18 protein-coding genes and 2 tRNA genes are annotated in these 16,625 nt (G+C 44.7%); 17 read left to right on the top strand and 3 right to left on the bottom strand.

The genetic code is table 11. The features are described from left to right. Positions 1–16: 16 nt before the first annotated feature. Positions 17–445 carry an HIT domain-containing protein gene (locus tag MY523_RS09820; RefSeq protein WP_250658589.1) on the top strand — a complete coding sequence of 143 codons (429 nt, stop codon included), beginning with the start codon at positions 17–19 and terminating at the stop codon, positions 443–445. A gap of 22 nt (positions 446–467) precedes the next feature. On the opposite strand, the gene fabR is transcribed toward MY523_RS09820, so the two are convergent. After that, a complete protein-coding gene (fabR, locus tag MY523_RS09815; RefSeq protein WP_370301492.1) occupies positions 468–1,109 on the bottom strand; it encodes an HTH-type transcriptional repressor FabR in 642 nt (213 codons plus the stop codon). 112 nt (positions 1,110–1,221) lie between these two features. Next, positions 1,222–2,379, bottom strand: coding sequence for an HD domain-containing phosphohydrolase (locus tag MY523_RS09810; RefSeq protein ID WP_250658588.1), 1,158 nt, complete (start codon positions 2,377–2,379; stop codon positions 1,222–1,224). Between the two features lie 221 nt (positions 2,380–2,600). Between MY523_RS09810 and MY523_RS09805 the strand changes: the two genes are divergently transcribed. The 15 genes from MY523_RS09805 (at position 2,601) to nadA (ending at position 14,478) form a co-directional block, all read left to right on the top strand. Further along, positions 2,601–2,840, top strand: coding sequence for an FmdB family zinc ribbon protein (locus MY523_RS09805; RefSeq protein ID WP_250658587.1), 240 nt, complete (start codon positions 2,601–2,603; stop codon positions 2,838–2,840). A gap of 106 nt (positions 2,841–2,946) precedes the next feature. Next, positions 2,947–4,722, top strand: a complete 1,776-nt coding sequence (gene aspS / locus MY523_RS09800) for an aspartate--tRNA ligase (protein ID WP_250658586.1) — start codon at positions 2,947–2,949, stop codon at positions 4,720–4,722. Between the two features lie 193 nt (positions 4,723–4,915). Next, complete coding sequence (gene ruvC, locus MY523_RS09795; protein WP_250658585.1) at positions 4,916–5,434, top strand: crossover junction endodeoxyribonuclease RuvC; 519 nt, start codon at positions 4,916–4,918, stop codon at positions 5,432–5,434. 220 nt (positions 5,435–5,654) lie between these two features. Then, the gene (gene ruvA / locus MY523_RS09790; protein ID WP_250658584.1) at positions 5,655–6,266 is read left to right on the top strand and encodes a Holliday junction branch migration protein RuvA; all 612 of its coding nucleotides are present in this window, start codon (positions 5,655–5,657) and stop codon (positions 6,264–6,266) included. A 3-nt stretch (positions 6,267–6,269) separates the two neighbouring features. Then, a complete protein-coding gene (gene ruvB, locus MY523_RS09785; protein WP_250658583.1) occupies positions 6,270–7,286 on the top strand; it encodes a Holliday junction branch migration DNA helicase RuvB in 1,017 nt (338 codons plus the stop codon). A 69-nt stretch (positions 7,287–7,355) separates the two neighbouring features. Further along, entirely contained in the window at positions 7,356–7,736 is a 381-nt protein-coding gene (ybgC, locus tag MY523_RS09780) for a tol-pal system-associated acyl-CoA thioesterase (protein ID WP_250658582.1), read from the top strand. Positions 7,737–7,775: 39 nt separating this feature from the next. Next, the gene (tolQ, locus tag MY523_RS09775; RefSeq protein WP_250658581.1) at positions 7,776–8,450 is read left to right on the top strand and encodes a protein TolQ; all 675 of its coding nucleotides are present in this window, start codon (positions 7,776–7,778) and stop codon (positions 8,448–8,450) included. 112 nt (positions 8,451–8,562) lie between these two features. Next, the gene (tolR, locus tag MY523_RS09770; RefSeq protein WP_250658580.1) at positions 8,563–8,979 is read left to right on the top strand and encodes a protein TolR; all 417 of its coding nucleotides are present in this window, start codon (positions 8,563–8,565) and stop codon (positions 8,977–8,979) included. Further along, on the top strand, positions 8,976–10,013 hold the full coding sequence (tolA, locus tag MY523_RS09765; protein ID WP_250658579.1) for a cell envelope integrity protein TolA: 1,038 nt from the start codon (positions 8,976–8,978) through the stop codon (positions 10,011–10,013). Before tolR ends, tolA begins: the two co-directional genes overlap by 4 nt. Positions 10,014–10,015: 2 nt before the next feature. Continuing rightward, positions 10,016–11,317, top strand: coding sequence for a Tol-Pal system beta propeller repeat protein TolB (gene tolB, locus MY523_RS09760; protein WP_250658578.1), 1,302 nt, complete (start codon positions 10,016–10,018; stop codon positions 11,315–11,317). A gap of 105 nt (positions 11,318–11,422) precedes the next feature. Next, the gene (gene pal / locus MY523_RS21930; RefSeq protein ID WP_250658577.1) at positions 11,423–11,998 is read left to right on the top strand and encodes a peptidoglycan-associated lipoprotein Pal; all 576 of its coding nucleotides are present in this window, start codon (positions 11,423–11,425) and stop codon (positions 11,996–11,998) included. 20 nt (positions 11,999–12,018) lie between these two features. Beyond that, positions 12,019–12,846 carry a tol-pal system protein YbgF gene (gene ybgF / locus MY523_RS09750; RefSeq protein ID WP_250658576.1) on the top strand — a complete coding sequence of 276 codons (828 nt, stop codon included), beginning with the start codon at positions 12,019–12,021 and terminating at the stop codon, positions 12,844–12,846. Positions 12,847–12,983: 137 nt separating this feature from the next. Next, positions 12,984–13,059: transfer RNA gene (locus MY523_RS09745), tRNA-Lys, on the top strand. A 97-nt stretch (positions 13,060–13,156) separates the two neighbouring features. Beyond that, positions 13,157–13,232: transfer RNA gene (locus MY523_RS09740), tRNA-Lys, on the top strand. A 184-nt stretch (positions 13,233–13,416) separates the two neighbouring features. Then, entirely contained in the window at positions 13,417–14,478 is a 1,062-nt protein-coding gene (gene nadA / locus MY523_RS09735; RefSeq protein WP_250658575.1) for a quinolinate synthase NadA, read from the top strand. Positions 14,479–14,677: 199 nt separating this feature from the next. Here the strand turns inward: nadA and MY523_RS09730 are convergent, their stop codons facing one another. Then, positions 14,678–16,138, bottom strand: coding sequence for a M48 family metalloprotease (locus MY523_RS09730; RefSeq protein WP_250658574.1), 1,461 nt, complete (start codon positions 16,136–16,138; stop codon positions 14,678–14,680). A gap of 207 nt (positions 16,139–16,345) precedes the next feature. Here MY523_RS09730 and MY523_RS09725 point away from each other — a divergent pair, with 207 nt between their 5' ends. Then, complete coding sequence (locus MY523_RS09725) at positions 16,346–16,579, top strand: sulfurtransferase TusA family protein (RefSeq protein ID WP_250658573.1); 234 nt, start codon at positions 16,346–16,348, stop codon at positions 16,577–16,579. Positions 16,580–16,625: the final 46 nt, after the last annotated feature.

Genomic DNA, 16,625 nt, shown 5'->3' with positions numbered 1-16,625 from the left:
AGTTAATGGTGATGATATGGCAGAGACAAACGGATTTAGACTGGATGACCGGCTAAAAAATGACACGATTAAGTTGGCAGAGTGGCCTTTGTCAGATGTGTTATTGATGAACGACAGTCAGTATCCCTGGGTAATTCTAGTACCAAGGCGTCAAGGTGCGACTGAAATATATCAGTTGGCAGAGGCCGATCAGTTTCAGTTATTGAGAGAGTCTACTTATCTGGGGCAGAGGCTAATGGTACTATTCTCTGGAGATAAGCTAAATATTGCTGCGCTTGGCAATGTAGTCAGTCAGCTGCATATCCATCATGTTGTTCGTTTTGAAGGTGATATTGCTTGGCCGGCCCCTGTGTGGGGCAAGCACCCGGTGACTCCGTACTCTGAAGAAGCGCTTAAAAAACAGCTGGAGGTGTTGGCTGAAATACAGCAGAAAAAGTGGTGCTAAATGAGCATGCTGCACATTGTGCTTATGCGTTTTCTTCGCGCTGATTATTTCTGTTTTCTGCGGTAATTAACTCGGCCCCGCGTAAAATAATGCGTAGTTCTTTTTTTAGCCGCTCTTTGAGCTCTTGCTTTTCTTTCGGCGTGCTATCAAGGGCTTCTGCACCTTGATTAAAAATGACGGTTACCATGGTGTCAGCGACGAGTTGAGGGTCATCAAGCGGCCTGTTTTTTAGCTCTCCGGCGCGCCTTAAGTCTTCTGATAGCTCTGCTGAGAAGTGGTCTATTTCTGCCTTGATGGCTGTCCTAAACTGCTTTGATAGCCCTGTTCTTTCTCTTAATAGCAATCTGAAATGGTTGGTGTTAGATGCTAAATACTCCATAAACGTGTCTATTGAAGTACTGACTGCACTGCCGTTTTTCTCAATACGCTTTCGAGCTTGCCTCATGAGCTGTCTTAAGGCGACTCCCGCTTCGTCAACGAGCGCTAACCCCAACTCGTCAAGCTCATTGAAGTGTCGATAGAAGGAGGTAGGCGCGATGCCTGCTTCCCGGGCGACTTCTCTCAAGCTTAAGTTAGCAAACCCTCTATCAGCGCTTAACTGGCTAAGTGCTGCATCCATCAATGCTCTGCGAGTTTTTTGTTTTTGTTCGGCTCTTACAGACACTCGCGTTACCCCTATAATTAAACTTTGTTACGATTTTTCTTTTAGATGCAATACCTGGCTGTTGCTGAGTGAAAAGCACAGCAAATAAAATGCGTGCCAATGATACAGGCAATTAACCTGTATTGGCACTATATGGGTGCAGCTTTTGAGCAAATTGATTGAAAATCCCAACCCACTCAGATGAAAACTGGGTGCCAGCATATCTGTTAATTTCAAGAATAGACCTTATGAAAGGGCGCTTTACTTTTATTATGTGTGCTCTGTCATGCATGATGGCGTCAAAGGTGTCAATTATTGATAGAATCTTGGCGCCGTCAGATATCTCCGCTTCAAGCAGTTGGTGCGGGTAGCCATCGCCATTCATATGCTCATGGTGTTGGTGCACGATCTCAGCAGCTTCTTCCCAGTTGCACATTTTACCGAGTAGCTCGAAAGCAATTCGGGGGTGTTGGTGTATCTGTCTTTTTTCTTTGGTTGTGTAAGGTGTATTTTTGTGAAGAAGGCTGGTTGGCAGAAAACACATTCCAAAGTCATGCATCAATGTTGCCGCAGCCAGTTGCTCGGGGGCTACCCGATTACCGGAAAACTCATTCATACCCAGTGCCAATAATAGAAGTCGTACGGACTTCCCATGCCAGTAAGGCGACCTTTGCTCAAAGGGTTTTATTAGAGATATCATTAATTGAAGGTCTTCGTTGATCGGAATGTTGTAGCGATGAAGAACCTTTAGCACGTTTTTTTCAGCAGATGGTGGTTTTGCCTCAGAAGGCGGAGTAGAAGTGTTATCTTCGTTGCTGATCACTGTTTCCGGTGCGAGCGTATTTATCGTGGCGTTTATTGTTTGTTGTCGCTCTGATGGAAGGGCTGTGATGATTCTGGTAATACTATCTCTGAATTGTTGCACTTTAACGGGAGTTAAACCTGAGCTGCCTTGCCCGGTTAATTCATCAACGACATTTTTAATATGATCTATTGACAGCAATATGACGTCGCTTAAGCTGGCTGAAAATACTAACGAGCCATCTCGTATTTTTGATAGCAGGTCTTCTACGCTTTGAAGCAAAGGTAATAGGGGCTGCAGGCCGACAAATGACAAATTACCCTTAACGGTATGAACTGCACGAAAGATCAGGTTTACCAGCTCCTGGTTTGCAGGGTTATTTTCGAGTTCTACAAGCTTAATTTCACACAACTCGTAAGCATCATAGAATTCGTTGGCGAAGTCGCTAATAACTTCTTTCGTTGCCTCAGTGCAAATTTGTAATGTCATAGTGCGATGTCAGATTATTATTGTGCGAAGGAGGGCCGTAAGCTACTTGGTTTATTGCATTTTTATAACGGGCTTTTTGTAGTTTAGCAGAACTCCTGATAAGTCTATCGGCGGTCTATGTCGTTAATTTAGTTTTGTTCATAAACTAGGCCTGCTTTTGGTGAAAAATAAGTCTATAATATCGCGTTTTTGTTTTGGATCGGTGTCGAGAGGTGTTTGAAATGCCAATCTATGAATATGCATGTAAATCTTGTGGGTTTGAGAAGGACGTACTGCAAAAGTTAAGTGATAGCCCTTTAACTGAGTGTCCGTCTTGTGCAGAGCAGACGTTCAGCAAGCGGATTTCAGCAGCAGGCTTTAGGTTGAAAGGGTCTGGCTGGTACGAAACAGATTTTAAAACTGGGAAGAAGAAAAATCTTGCCCAGGACAGTAAGTCTAGCAGCACTGCTGACGCAGGATAAATGTGCTTTAAATAGACTGAAACGATAATAACGGTATTTATAAAGACTGATTTATAAAAAATACGTTTATACAGACTAAATAATCAGAAATAACAGGTATTGATCTATGCGCAGTCATTATTGCGGAGCTATTAACGAATCACATATTGACCAGGAAGTGACCCTTTGTGGCTGGGTTCATCGTCGTAGAGATCATGGTGGTGTGATCTTTCTGGATCTGCGTGACCGTGAAGGGATTGCGCAAGTTGTTGTTGACCCTGATACAGAAGATGCATTTGCGAAAGCTGAAAGTGTGCGTAGTGAATTTGTGATCATGATCAAGGGACGAATTCGTCGTCGTCCTGATGGAACGATCAACAATGACATGCCTACAGGTACGGTTGAAGTTCTGGGTAAAGAGCTTACGATTCTTAATGCCGCTGCAACCCCTCCTTTCCAGTTGGATGGGTATGTGGATGTTGGAGAGGATACTCGCCTTAAGAACCGCTTTTTGGACTTGCGTCGTCCAGAGATGCTAAATAAGCTGCGGTTCCGCTCAAAAGTGACCAGTTATATCCGTAACTTTCTTGATGGGCAGGGTTTTATGGACGTGGAAACGCCCATTCTTACACGCGCAACACCAGAAGGTGCTCGTGATTATTTGGTTCCTAGTCGGACGCACCCTGGTAGCTTTTTTGCGCTGCCACAGTCGCCCCAGCTGTTTAAACAGATGCTGATGGTGTCTGGTGTTGATCGCTACTATCAAATTGCCAAGTGCTTCCGCGACGAAGACTTGCGTGCAGACCGGCAGCCAGAGTTTACTCAGGTCGATATTGAGTGCTCGTTTGTTGATGAAAATACGCTAATGACAATCATGGAACAGATGGTTCGCGAAATGTTTCATGACCTGTTAAACGTTGATTTTGCACCATTCCCCCGCATTCCGTACTCAGAAGCAATGGCAAAGTATGGCAGTGATAAGCCAGATTTACGTATCCCATTGGAGCTTGTTGATGTTGCGGATTTAGTTGCTCCGGTCGATTTCAAGGTATTTGCGGGTCCGGCAAAGGATGAAAAGGGACGTGTTGTTGCATTAAAAGTGCCTGGTGGCGCAAGCATTTCGCGCAAGCAGATTGATGATTACACCAAGTTTGTTGGTATCTACGGCGCTAAAGGTCTGGCCTGGATCAAGGTTAACGAAATAGAAAAAGGTGCTGAAGGCCTTCAGTCGCCAATCGTTAAATTCCTGGGTGATGACGTTGCCATGCAGATTATGTCCCGTTTAGGGGCTCAAAATGGTGATATCGTATTCTTTGGTGCGGATAAAGCTAAAGTTGTGAATGAGGCTATTGGCGCGCTGCGTGTGAAGGTTGGGGAAGACCTGGATCTATTCACTTGCAAGTGGGCACCATGCTGGGTTGTTGACTTCCCAATGTTCGAAGAAGCATCAAATGGTGGTCTCACGGCTATACATCATCCGTTCACATCGCCTGCTTGTTCACCTGAAGAGTTAAGAGACGCGCCAGAAAAAGCCTTATCGCAAGCGTATGATATGGTTCTGAATGGTACAGAGCTAGGTGGTGGCTCTATTCGTATTCATGATGGGGAAATGCAAAAGACTGTATTCGGTATTTTGGGTATTGATGATGAAGAGGCTCAGGAGAAGTTTGGCTTCTTGCTTGACGCGCTTAAGTACGGTTGCCCTCCCCATGGCGGTTTAGCGTTTGGGCTTGACCGTTTGGTGATGTTGATGACCGACTCTCAATCTATCAGAGAAGTGATTGCATTCCCTAAAAACCAGAGTGCTGCGTGTATGTTAACTCAGGCTCCGGGTGTAGTAGATAATAAGCAATTGAGAGAGCTCAGCATCAATCTGCGCAAGCCAGCTAAAGAAGAAAGCTAATCTGGCACTCTCACTTGAGTGGCCGTATTACGCAGTTCGGCCCATGTAGGCATACAGTATGAAAACTATGTCGCGTTGCTTGCAAGGCGGCTTTTGAAGGGCGGTCTATTGGTGTAGCATACAACCATTGACCGCTTTTTTTATAGCTAAAACGGCATGCTCAAATTGATGAATAGGTTACCTTGGCAGATAAATGGCAATTATTTTGGGGATTGATCCGGGCTCGCGCATCACTGGATATGGGCTTATTAACTTTGTTCAAGGTAAGTCCGAGTATATATCAAGCGGCTGTATTCGTATGCAAGGGAGTTCCCTCCCTGAAAAACTCAAACAAATTTTTTCTGGCATAACCGAAATTATTGAGCGTTGGTGTCCTCAGGAGTTTGCGATAGAAGAAGTCTTTATGGCTCGCAATGCTGATTCGGCGTTAAAATTGGGCCAGGCCAGAGGGGTGGCTATTGCCGCAGCAGTCATGCAGGGGCTTCCTGTTTCTGAGTATGCCGCGCGAAAAGTAAAGCAAGCGGTTGTAGGTAATGGTGGCGCAGAAAAAACACAAGTGCAGCATATGGTACAGTCGTTGTTGGCACTACCGGGAAGGCCACAATCTGATGCTGCTGATGCGTTGGCCATTGCGCTTTGCCATGCCCACACCTGTCAAGGGTTGATTCGAGTTGCCGGGTCTACTTCCAGCCGACGAGGCAGAATAAGGTAAGGTGTTAACGGCTCCATCGGTTCAAAGCGACAACATATAAATAGAGAGCTTTGCACGACGTTATGAGCGAAGTAAAGACAAGGCAAAAAATGACGAAAAAGCGCAGTTTATATGTAATAAATGAGCATTTTGAGCCATTTTTTAACGCTGTATTTGTAAGCGCAGTAGTCGTTCAAAACTCTCAAACAAATATCAGATAATAACTAATGAGGACCCACGTTTGATCAGTCGTATTCGAGGCAGGTTGGTCGAAAAGCAGCCTTCGCTGCTATTGGTTGATGTTCAAGGTGTTGGTTATGAGATAGAAGTGCCATTCTCAACATCGTTCGCACTCTCTGAATTAGATCAGGACATTATGCTGCATACGCACTTAGTGGTGCGGGAGGATGCGCAACTCTTATATGGTTTTTCAACCATTAAGGATCGTGACCTATTTCGTTTGTTAATTAAAATTAATGGTGTCGGGCCCAAGCTTGCGCTTACAATCTTGTCGGGTCTGGATTCTGCGCAGCTGGCACGTTGTGTATATGATGATGACTCGGCCGCATTGGTTAAGTTGCCAGGCGTAGGTAAGAAAACCGCAGAGCGATTGATTATTGAGCTACGTGATAAGCTTAAAGATTGGAGTGCTCCAGAGACTGACCTTTTGGGAGACCATCAAACAGCAACAGCTGATAGGGCTGCGTCTGTTATAGAAGAAGCTGAATCTGCCTTGATTGCGTTAGGTTATAAACCTCAGGAAGCGAGCAAAGCAGTAAATGCGGTTAATGCGGAAGGTTTAACGAGCGAAGATGTTATTCGTTTGGCGCTACAGCGTATGGTTAAGGGGTAATTGATGATCGAAGAGGATCGCCTGGTCTCGGCTTCTCCAGTACAAACCCGCTCAGAAGAGGGGCAAGACAGGGCTATACGACCGACTAAGTTGGCAGACTATATTGGTCAACCGGCTGTCTCAGAGCAAATGGAGATTTTTATTGGTGCGGCGACAGCGAGGGGAGAAGCGTTAGATCATGTCTTGATATTTGGCCCTCCAGGGCTTGGTAAAACGACGCTCGCCAATATTATTGCTAATGAAATGGATGGAACCATTAAAACAACCTCCGGCCCGGTACTTGAGAAAGCGGGCGACTTAGCGGCCATGTTGACCAGCCTTGAAGAAGGAGATGTGTTATTTATTGACGAAATTCACCGCCTGAATGCGTCTATCGAAGAGCTGCTGTATCCAGCAATGGAAGACTACCAGCTGGATATTATGATTGGCGAAGGTCCAGCCGCTCGTTCAATAAAACTTGAACTACCGCCTTTCACGCTGGTTGGTGCGACCACTAGAGCAGGTTTGTTAACATCGCCGTTGCGTGACCGTTTTGGCATTGTCCAAAGGCTGGAGTTCTATAGCACGGCTGATCTTACGCATATCGTCATGCGATCAGGGAAAATGCTCGGATTAACTATCGAGCCCGAAGGGGCTCACGAGATTGCTAGGCGTTCTCGCGGAACACCTCGAATTGCAAACCGTCTACTTAAGCGCGTTAGAGATTATGCGCAGGTGAAGTCAAATGGTTTAATTAATCAGGATATAGCTGATCAGGCGTTGAACTTGTTGAAGGTCGATAGCCAGGGGCTTGACCATATGGACAGGCGACTGCTCATTACAATGATGGAACAGTTCGAAGGAGGGCCGGTGGGGGTAGAAAGTATGGCAGCTGCCATTAGCGAAGAGCGTGGCACGATAGAAGACGTGCTAGAGCCGTACTTGATTCAACAAGGCTATATTATTCGCACACCCAGAGGGCGTATGGTGACTAAAAGTGCGTGGCTGCACTTCGGGTTAACCGCTCCGAACAATGGCTAGCATTAATGTATCGACAGTTGAGTTGAGGGGCGTGTGATCATGCTTGGGCGAGCTGAAGGCTGTTTTGGAATGCCAATACGAGTGTATATCGAAGACACTGACGCGGGTGGTATTGTTTTTTATGCCAACTACCTCAAGTTTATGGAGAGAGCTCGAACAGAGTTTATTCGAAGTCTTGGCATAGAACTCAGATCAGGCATGCAAGAGAATGTTAATTATGTTGTTCATAGTCTGGACATAAAATATAAAAAACCGGCCAGATTGGATGACCTCGTGGTGGTTACAGCTAAGCTCTTGAAATTAGGTAGAACCTATTTATTATTTGAGCAGCAGGTAATTGACGAAGATGAAAACACGTTAGTGACCGCCGAAGTTAAGATCGCATGCACATCCCTTGATAGTGGTAAGCCTAGAGCATTGAGTCGCGACTTGGTTAATGCGTTAAGCTAGGCCGCCGTTAGTTTATTTTTGTTAATTTGGAGAATATTGGTGGAAGAACAGTTATCTATATGGAGTTTGGTGGCAAATGCCAGCTTCATCGTTCAATTTGTCATGTTACTGCTATTTGCTGCGTCGGTTTTATCCTGGATGATTATTTTCCAGCGAGGTACTCTGTTCAAGCAAGCAAAAAAATCAAGAATTGCATTTGAAGAGCGCTTTTGGTCTGGTATGGATCTTAATGAGTTATACCGGGAGCTTACCTCGTCAGAACACTCCCATGGTGGTCTGGAGAATATATTCAAGGCTGGATTTAACGAATTTACACGCTTAAGGCAACAGGGGAACGCTGATTCAGAAGCCATTATGGAGGGCACGCAGCGAGCGATGCGTGTCGCCGTTTCAAGGGAGGGGGATTATTTGGACTCACATCTGCCTTTCTTGGCGACCGTCGGGTCAACCAGCCCTTATGTTGGCTTGTTTGGTACAGTCTGGGGGATTATGAACTCGTTTCGAGGGCTGGCCCAGGTACAGCAGGCAACTCTTGCGACTGTGGCACCGGGTATCTCAGAAGCCTTGGTGGCTACGGCTATGGGGCTATTTGCTGCGATTCCCGCGGTTATTGCATACAACCGCTATTCAGCTCACGCAGATGAATTAGTCAGCTCTTATGAAACATTTGCAGATGAGTTTTCCAGTATTTTGCACCGAACGGTTCATGCTTAGTCCTGGTATGCCGAAGCTATTAAGTTATATGGCGGCTGTATAGAGCGTTAGAGTCAGTAAACTCGATAGACCTGTATTGGTTTATCACAAGAATTAACTAAACGGGTGTTAAATGGCTAGATCATCCAGAAAGCCAATGTCTGACATTAATGTAGTGCCTTATATCGACGTTATGTTGGTATTGTTGATTATCTTTATGGTGACTGCGCCAATGCTTACGCAGGGAGTGAAGGTAGACTTGCCCCAGGTTGAGTCTGACCCTGTTAATATGGAGAAAGACCAAGAACCTTTGATTATTTCTGTGGACTCAAATGCCGCATATTACCTCGAAGTAGGTGATCAAACAGGTAAGCCTATGGAGCTCTCCACACTTCAGGAAAAAGTTGCGGTCATTTTAAAGCAAAACCCTAAAGTGAGTGTGCTGGTTCGGGGAGACCGTCATGTTGAGTACGGAGTAGTGGTTGATTTGATGAGCACGCTTCAGCAGTCAGGTGCGGAAGGTGTCGGTTTGGTGACTGAAAACCCATGAGTAAAAGCGAATCCGGCAAGCCTTTGGGTAAAAAAGGTTACTTTCAGGCAGCGGCTTTAAAACAATTCTGGAACAGCTTGGATAAGAGTTATCGTCGCTCGTTTACCTTCGCTTTAACGCTTCACCTTGGCCTGTTGCTCCTCTTGTCATCAAGCTGGGTATCAAATGCTGAGGTTAAGCCAGTTGTTGCGCCCAGGCACATTAATGCAGTGGTTGTTAATGCTGCTGACATCGATGTTTTAAATAAGAAAAAAGAGCAAGAAAAGAAGTTAAAGGAGCAAAAAAGGGCAGAGGAGCTGAAAAAAAAGCGAGTGGCGGAAAAAAAGAAGCAAGAAGCTGAGAAAAAGAAACGGGCAGACAAGAAGAAAAAGGAAGCCGAAAGGAAGAGAAAGCTAGAAACACAAAAACAAAAAGAACTTGCTAAAAAGAAAGCTGCTGAGAAAAAGAAGAAAGAAGATGCCAAAAAGAAAGCCTTATTGAAGAAAAAACAGGAAGAGCAGAAAAAGTTTAAAGAGAAGAAGCGCCTTGAAGAGAAGAAACGGCGTGATGAAGAGGCCAAAAGAGCTAAAGAAAAAAAACTGAAAGAAGAGCGTGAGAAGCAGGAAGCGCTGCAAAGGGAAAGACAAGAGGCGCAACTTCAGGAAATGATGCTAAAAGCTGAACAGGATCGACAGCGGCAAATAGAAGCGCAGATTCGTGAACAGCAAAGGCTTGAACAGTTAAAAGCAGATCAAATCGCAGAGATGAATGAGGTTGATCGGTTTATAGCGCTCATTCGCGCTAAGGTTACTCGAAACTGGCACAAACCGCCTAGCGCACGAGAAGGAATGTCTGTTACGTTGAGGTTTTATCTTTTCCCTACAGGGGAGTTAAACAGAGTCGAAATTGTAAAAAGTAGCGGAAGCTCTGTATACGACAGTTCAGCAGTAAGCGCTGCTAAATCAATATCTAGGTATCCGGTTCCTTCCGATAATCAGATTTTTGAACGAAACTTTCGGAAGCTTATTATGGTATTTGTACATCAGGAAGATTGATTTTGAGAAAACAATATACAGTTATTTGGTTTTTATTACTCATTGTTTGTTCAAGGGTATCAACCGCTGAATTGACGATTATTATTGATCGGGGTTCAGACTCGGCAATACCCATAGCCATTGTTCCTTTCACAAATAAGAGCGCAGGCGCTATTCCTGAAGATATCAGTAAGATAGTTACTGAAGACCTACAGCGAAGCGGGGAGTTTGAGCCGCTGGCAACCAATAGAATGCTAAGTTTGCCGACGAGCGCCAAAGAGGTCTATTACCGGGACTGGCGATTGTTGAAACAAAACTACCTGGTGATCGGAAATATCGAATACTCGAAGTACACCAAAGCCTATAAAATCCAGTACGAGCTGTTTGATGTGAACCAGCAGCAGCGAATTGTTGGTGAGGTGGTATCAGGTAGCGAAAAAGGGCTAAGAGATTTAGCTCATCATATCAGTGACGCTATTTATGAGGCGATAACGGGTATTCGTGGCGCGTTCTCAACCAAGATATCCTACATAACCCTTCAGGTGTCTGCTGCAGGAAAGTCGGAATATCGGTTGCAGGTTGCAGACGCGGACGGTCGCCGCTCATTTACATTGCTTAAAACATCCGAACCTATTCTTTCGACCGCTTGGTCGCCTGATGGTAAAAAGTTAGCTTATGTATCATTTGAAAGTGGTAGACCTGCAATCTACACGCATATTATTGCAACGGGTAAACGGGAACGGGTTTCCGCTCACAAAGGGTTAAATGGTGCTCCATCGTGGTCTCCTGATGGAAAATCGCTTGCCATCACATTATCGAAAGATGGCAATGCGGAGATATACAGACTTGATTTAGCAACTAAAAAGCTGACAAGATATACGCGACACTACTCCATTGATACGGAAGCAAGCTGGTCTCCTGACGGAAGGCAAATTGTGTTTACCAGTGATCGAAGTGGGAGTCCCCAAGTTTATCGTATGAATGTGGGTGACCAGAGGCCTGAGAGGTTAACGTTTGAAGGGCGTTATAATGCCCGCCCCAGATTTAGTGAAGATGGGCAGAGCATTTTTTACGTACATCAGTCTCAAGGTTCTTTTAATATAGCGACGCTTAATTTGGAAACCGGCAATGAGCGAACCCTGACAGAAACATCGTTAGATGAATCACCAAGCCTGGCGCCAAATGATAGAATGTTGATTTATTCGACACAAAGAGGTAGAAAGGGCGTATTGGCGGTGGTTTCAGTGGATGGGCGGTCAAAATATTTCCTGCCAGCAGAAGAGGGTGATGTGAGAGAGCCCGCTTGGTCACCCTTTTTGAAGTAAAGCGTTAATAGATTTAGAATAGGCTACTTTGAAGCGAAAAGTACTGTTTGATTTTTGGAAAGAAACACTTTAAAAATTTTGTTAAGCCATAATTAAGGAAAAATAATGAAAGCGATATCAACTAAGCACGCTCTAGCTCTTGTATTATCCGCCTCTGTATTAGCAGGTTGTGCATCAAACAGCACGACTGATGATGCTGCTACTTCTGGTGCTGATGTGACGCCTGTAGATCAGTCTGGTGGCGCTGTAGTAAGTGCGCCTGGTGAAGGTGAAACGTTAACATCTGAAGAGATGGCAGCTAAGCAAGCTGAGATGGAGCGTCTGGCTAAAGAAAAAGAAGACGCTGTTTTACGTGAAATTCGCACTTTCTACTTTGACTTCGATAAATCTTCGGTTAAGCCTGAGTCTCGTGCAGCGTTGATGGCTCATGCAGCGTTTTTGGCGGCTAACCCAAATGTAAGTGTAACACTGGAAGGTCACTCTGATGAGCGAGGTACTAAAGAGTACAACCTTGCGCTGGGCGAGCGTCGAGCTCAGTCAGTTGAACGTTTTCTGGTTGTAAATGGTGTTTCTCGCACGCAGATAGAAGTTGTGAGCTATGGTGAAGAAAAGCCAGCAGCAACAGGCCACAGTGAGAGTGACTGGGCTAAGAATCGTCGTGTATTTATTGAATACAAATAAGATGAGTTCTTAATATTGCTATGAAGAGAGTACTTTCTCTTGCGCTCGCACTGTCTTGTATAGGCAGTGCGTTTGCTCAATCTACCCCCACTTTTCAGGCTAGGCCTGCTCAATCTGCTACTTCATCCCATTCAAGTCCTTCTTCTACGCCAGCTCAACTCAGTGCCAATTCTGAGTTACTGTTTATGGTCGAGCAGCTTCAGCAAGAAGTTCAAGAACTCCGCGGAATTGTTGAGCAGCAAAGTCATCAAATTAAGCAGTTAAAGCAGCAGGGGCGTGATCGTTATCGTGACCTTGACCAGCGAATACTTAAGCTTAAAGAGGGAGCGAAAGCCAACTCCGGTTCTGCCTCGGCATCCATCCCGATAGGACAAGCAGTCCACAATACGTCTTCTAAAGTACCGCAGCCGGATACAAAAAATGCGCCAGGGGTAACCAGTGCCGCGTCATTGGCTAAAGTTAAGTCGGAGCCATCTGCAAAACAACAGCGGAAGTACCAGCAGGCGTATGACCTGATTAAACAAAAGAAATACGATCAGGCTGTCGATGAACTGCATAAATTTATTGAGCTTTATCCTGATAGTGATTTAGCAGGCAATGCATACTACTGGTTGGGAGAAGTGTATTTGGTTATGCCAAAGTTTGAACAGGCCCGACAAGCGTTTACGGTTGTTGTGGGTAGCTTTCCTGATCACCGAAAAGCCGCAGATGCAATGTTTAAACTTGGGGTAACATATCACCGTCTGGACAAGCTAAGTGACGCTAAATTTTATCTTTCAGAGGTTGTTAAGCGTTACCCCGAAAGCTCAGCTGCAAGGCTTGCAAAAGAGTATAAAGCGAAGCTTTAAGTACTAGCCGAGTACACCCTGTTGGTTTTACAGGTTATGTTTGATTGAGTGTATAAACAAAAATTGAAAACTTGGCTAAAAAAATTAAATTTGGGCTTGTTATTCCAAAAAAAAACAGTAGTATATGCGCCTCGTTTGGGTCGTTAGCTCAGTTGGTAGAGCAGTTGGCTTTTAACCAATTGGTCGGGCGTTCGAGTCGCCCACGACCCACCACTTATTTAAATATTTGATAAGAGTTGGTGGATTATTCCAAACGATGAAAAGCAAAGAAATGGCTTTTTGTTTGTTAACAATTTTTATCAACCAGTTAGGGTCGTTAGCTCAGTTGGTAGAGCAGTTGGCTTTTAACCAATTGGTCGGGCGTTCGAGTCGCCCACGACCCACCATCTTGAAAGGGAGCCTATTAGGCTCCCTTTTTCGTTTCTGGAATCGAAATCTGGTAAAATATGAGTGCATAGAAAATGATTTAGCGGCGGTAAATAGGCCGGTGTGTCATTTCAATGGGGTCTCGGTTTTTGATTGCGACAATTGAATATCGAGCGTGTTGATCTATTTTTAGGTGAGCCTTAAATGAGTAAAACTTCTGATAGTATTCTTGTGCAAGAGCATTTCGCACATGAGCATGAAGCCCTTGAGCTTAGTGCGGAAGAGCGTGAGGCGTACAAAGACAAGATAAAAGCATTGCTTGTTCGAGAGAATGCGGTGCTGGTTGCTCACTACTATACAAGTGCAGTATTACAGGAGCTTGCAGAAGAAACAGGGGGCTGTGTATCTGACTCCCTCGAAATGGCACGTTTCGGAAATCAACACCCTGCATCAACCCTGGTCGTTGCAGGTGTTAAATTCATGGGGGAAACGGCAAAAATTTTAAACCCTGAGAAAAGGGTTCTGATGCCTACCCTAGAAGCAACTTGCTCGCTGGATATCGGTTGTGATGCCGACGAGTTTTCAGCATTTTGTGATCAACACCCGGATCGAACAGTCGTCGTCTATGCAAATACCTCCGCTGCTGTTAAGGCAAGAGCTGACTGGGTCGTTACATCAAGTATTGCGTTGGATGTTGTGGAACATCTGGATTCGACTGGAGAAAAAATTCTTTGGGCTCCAGATAAATATCTTGGTGGCTATGTTAAAAAGACCACTGGTGCAGATGTGTTGCTTTGGGATGGCTCCTGTATTGTTCATGAAGAGTTTAAGGCTAAAGGCATTCATGATTTGAAGCACCTTTACCCTAATGCTGCTGTTTTGGTTCACCCTGAGTCTCCAGAGTCTGTCGTAGAGATTGCAGATGTTGTAGGGTCGACCTCACAGCTAATTCAAGCGGCACAAACAATGGATAATAATGAGTTTATAGTCGCAACGGATAGCGGTATTTTTTACAAAATGCAGCAGTTGGCACCTGGCAAAACATTTATAGAGGCTCCAACGGCCGGTACAGGCGCTACGTGCAGGAGCTGCGCTCATTGCCCCTGGATGGCAATGAACGGGCTTGAAAACCTGGCCGATGTTCTAGAGAAGGGTGATCAGGAAATTTTCGTTGATGATCGTTTAAGGGAGAGGGCTTTGGTTCCTCTTAGACGCATGCTTGACTTTTCCGCCAATAAGAACAAACGCTCAGCAGTTTCAGCGTAAGCCTGACTCGATAATGATTGTAGTTAGTGGTGCTATTCAGCCAAAAAAGGGGAATTAAAAGAGAGTCTTGCACGACTACTGCGCTTACAAATTCATCGTTAAAAAATGGCTCAAAATGCTCATTTATAGACCATAAACTGCGCTTTTTCGTCATTTTTTGCCTTGTCTTTGCTTCGCTCATAACATCGTGCAAAGCTCTCTAAAAATTGATTCCTTTTTTGGCTTTGTAAAGATCGTCAATTCTCTGCTGTATTGTAGCGGTCACCTGAGTATTTCCCTGGCTTTTCTTTAAGGCTTGTTGAAGTTGCAAAAGAGCATCATCTATTTCACCGATTAAGTAGAAAAACTCCGCTCTGGATCGATGCAATTGAACAATATTTCCTGCCTCCCCATTTATCTCTGCTAAGGTATACCATATTTTAGGCTCGTTTGGATGGTTCCTTGTCAGCGATAAAAGCAGTGACTCTGATTCGCCCAAGTCATTTATATTTCCTCTTTTTGCGACTTGTTTCGATAGCTCCCATGTAATTGCATAATTGCCCGGATTTCTTTTCAGGTGTTTTTTAAGTAGAGCAATGCTGTTGTCAATTTCGCCTTTTTTTGCCATTGCCTCTGCCTTGGCAATCATAAAAATAATCCTGTTTGGGTTACGGATAAGGAGTGCGTCAATTATTTCCTCAGCTTTTTCTGGTTTGCCTGCTTTGTTATAGGCGATGGCCAGGCCGTATTGACTGGCAGTTTTGTTAAACGTATTTCCTTCGTCGATTGTTGATTTAAAGTGGCGGATCGCCGATTCAGCTGACTCGGAAAAGTGGAGCATAATTCGGCTCCGAATAAGGTGAAACTCCAAGTCCTCGCTGTATGCTTTAACTGGGTATTGTTCTGCACGGTTTCTTGAGTCTGCCACACGTGACTCTGTTACCGGGTGAGTAGATAGGTATTCGGGAGGCCTGTTTCCGTATAGACGGGCCTCTCGCAACATTCTTTCGAACATAGAGGGCATCGCCTTTGGATCCATGTTTGAGTCATAAAGAGTTTGAATGCCAATCCTGTCGGCTTCTTGCTCGTTTTGTCTAGAGTAGCTTAATTGCGACTGAATGCTCAGAGCCTGAGTGCTCGCAAGGGCTGCAATACCTGCATCTGTGTTTGTTGTTGCCGCAATGATTACGCTAGCGAGCAGCCCGGCGAGTGCCAAGGGGGCTGTTTTTTGTTGTCTTTCAAGGCTGCGAGCATAATGTCTTTGACTTAAATGGGCGATTTCATGTGCGACAACAGAGGCAAATTCCTGCTCTGAACTCGAATGAATGAATAGGCCTGCATTTATCCCCATCACGCCGCCAGGTACGGCGAATGCATTCATGACTGGGCTATCTACGATGACAAGATTTAGGTCGCGATCCGTCAGCTCTGAGTTTGGTGCCAGTCTCGACACAAGGCTGGTTAGATAGTTGTATGTAAGTGGGTCATGAAATGTCTTCACTTGTCGTCTGAGGGATCTGAGCCATGAGTTCCCTAACGCTTTCTCTTGCTGTAGGGAGATAAAACCAGAGGTGGCGTCTCCCAGTGATGGCAGGTCATTAGATGCCGCATGTGTAGCAGAGGTGTGAGAGAAGGTGAACCATAAGAAAAGTATCGGTGCAACAGAGAAGCATTTATTCATATAGATGAAATCCGGAGCTGTCGTAATACAGTGTAAGACAATAAAAATAAACTGTTATTAACGCAACTACAAGGCAGGAGTAGGTTGAATTTTTCGATATCGTCACCCTATATTGTCGAACTTAAGTTACAATTGCGTGCATATTGTGATTTATTGACTTTTGATCCGTTTAGGTTCGAACTAACCGTTAGTAGGAATGTTTCGGGTATGGCTGAGATAGATGTTGTTTTAGATGTTGTGGGGTTGAGTTGCCCTATGCCTCTCTTAAAAGCGAAGCAGGCTTTAAATAAAATGACGGCTGGGCAGCAATTGTTGGTTAAGACAACAGATCCCGGATCTGTAAGAGACTTTAAGTCATTTACTGATTTAAGTTCAAATCAGTTATTGGAAAATTTTGAAGAAGACGGTTGCTACTGCTATTTAATATTAAAAGGCGACTGATACCGCTTGAATGTTGTTAACTAATCAACTCAGTTAGCGATGACTT

It is taken from the genome of Alkalimarinus coralli (genome assembly GCF_023650515.1).
Lineage (GTDB): Bacteria > Pseudomonadota > Gammaproteobacteria > Pseudomonadales > Oleiphilaceae > Alkalimarinus > Alkalimarinus coralli.
This window is presented reverse-complemented; position numbering and strand designations above follow the sequence as displayed.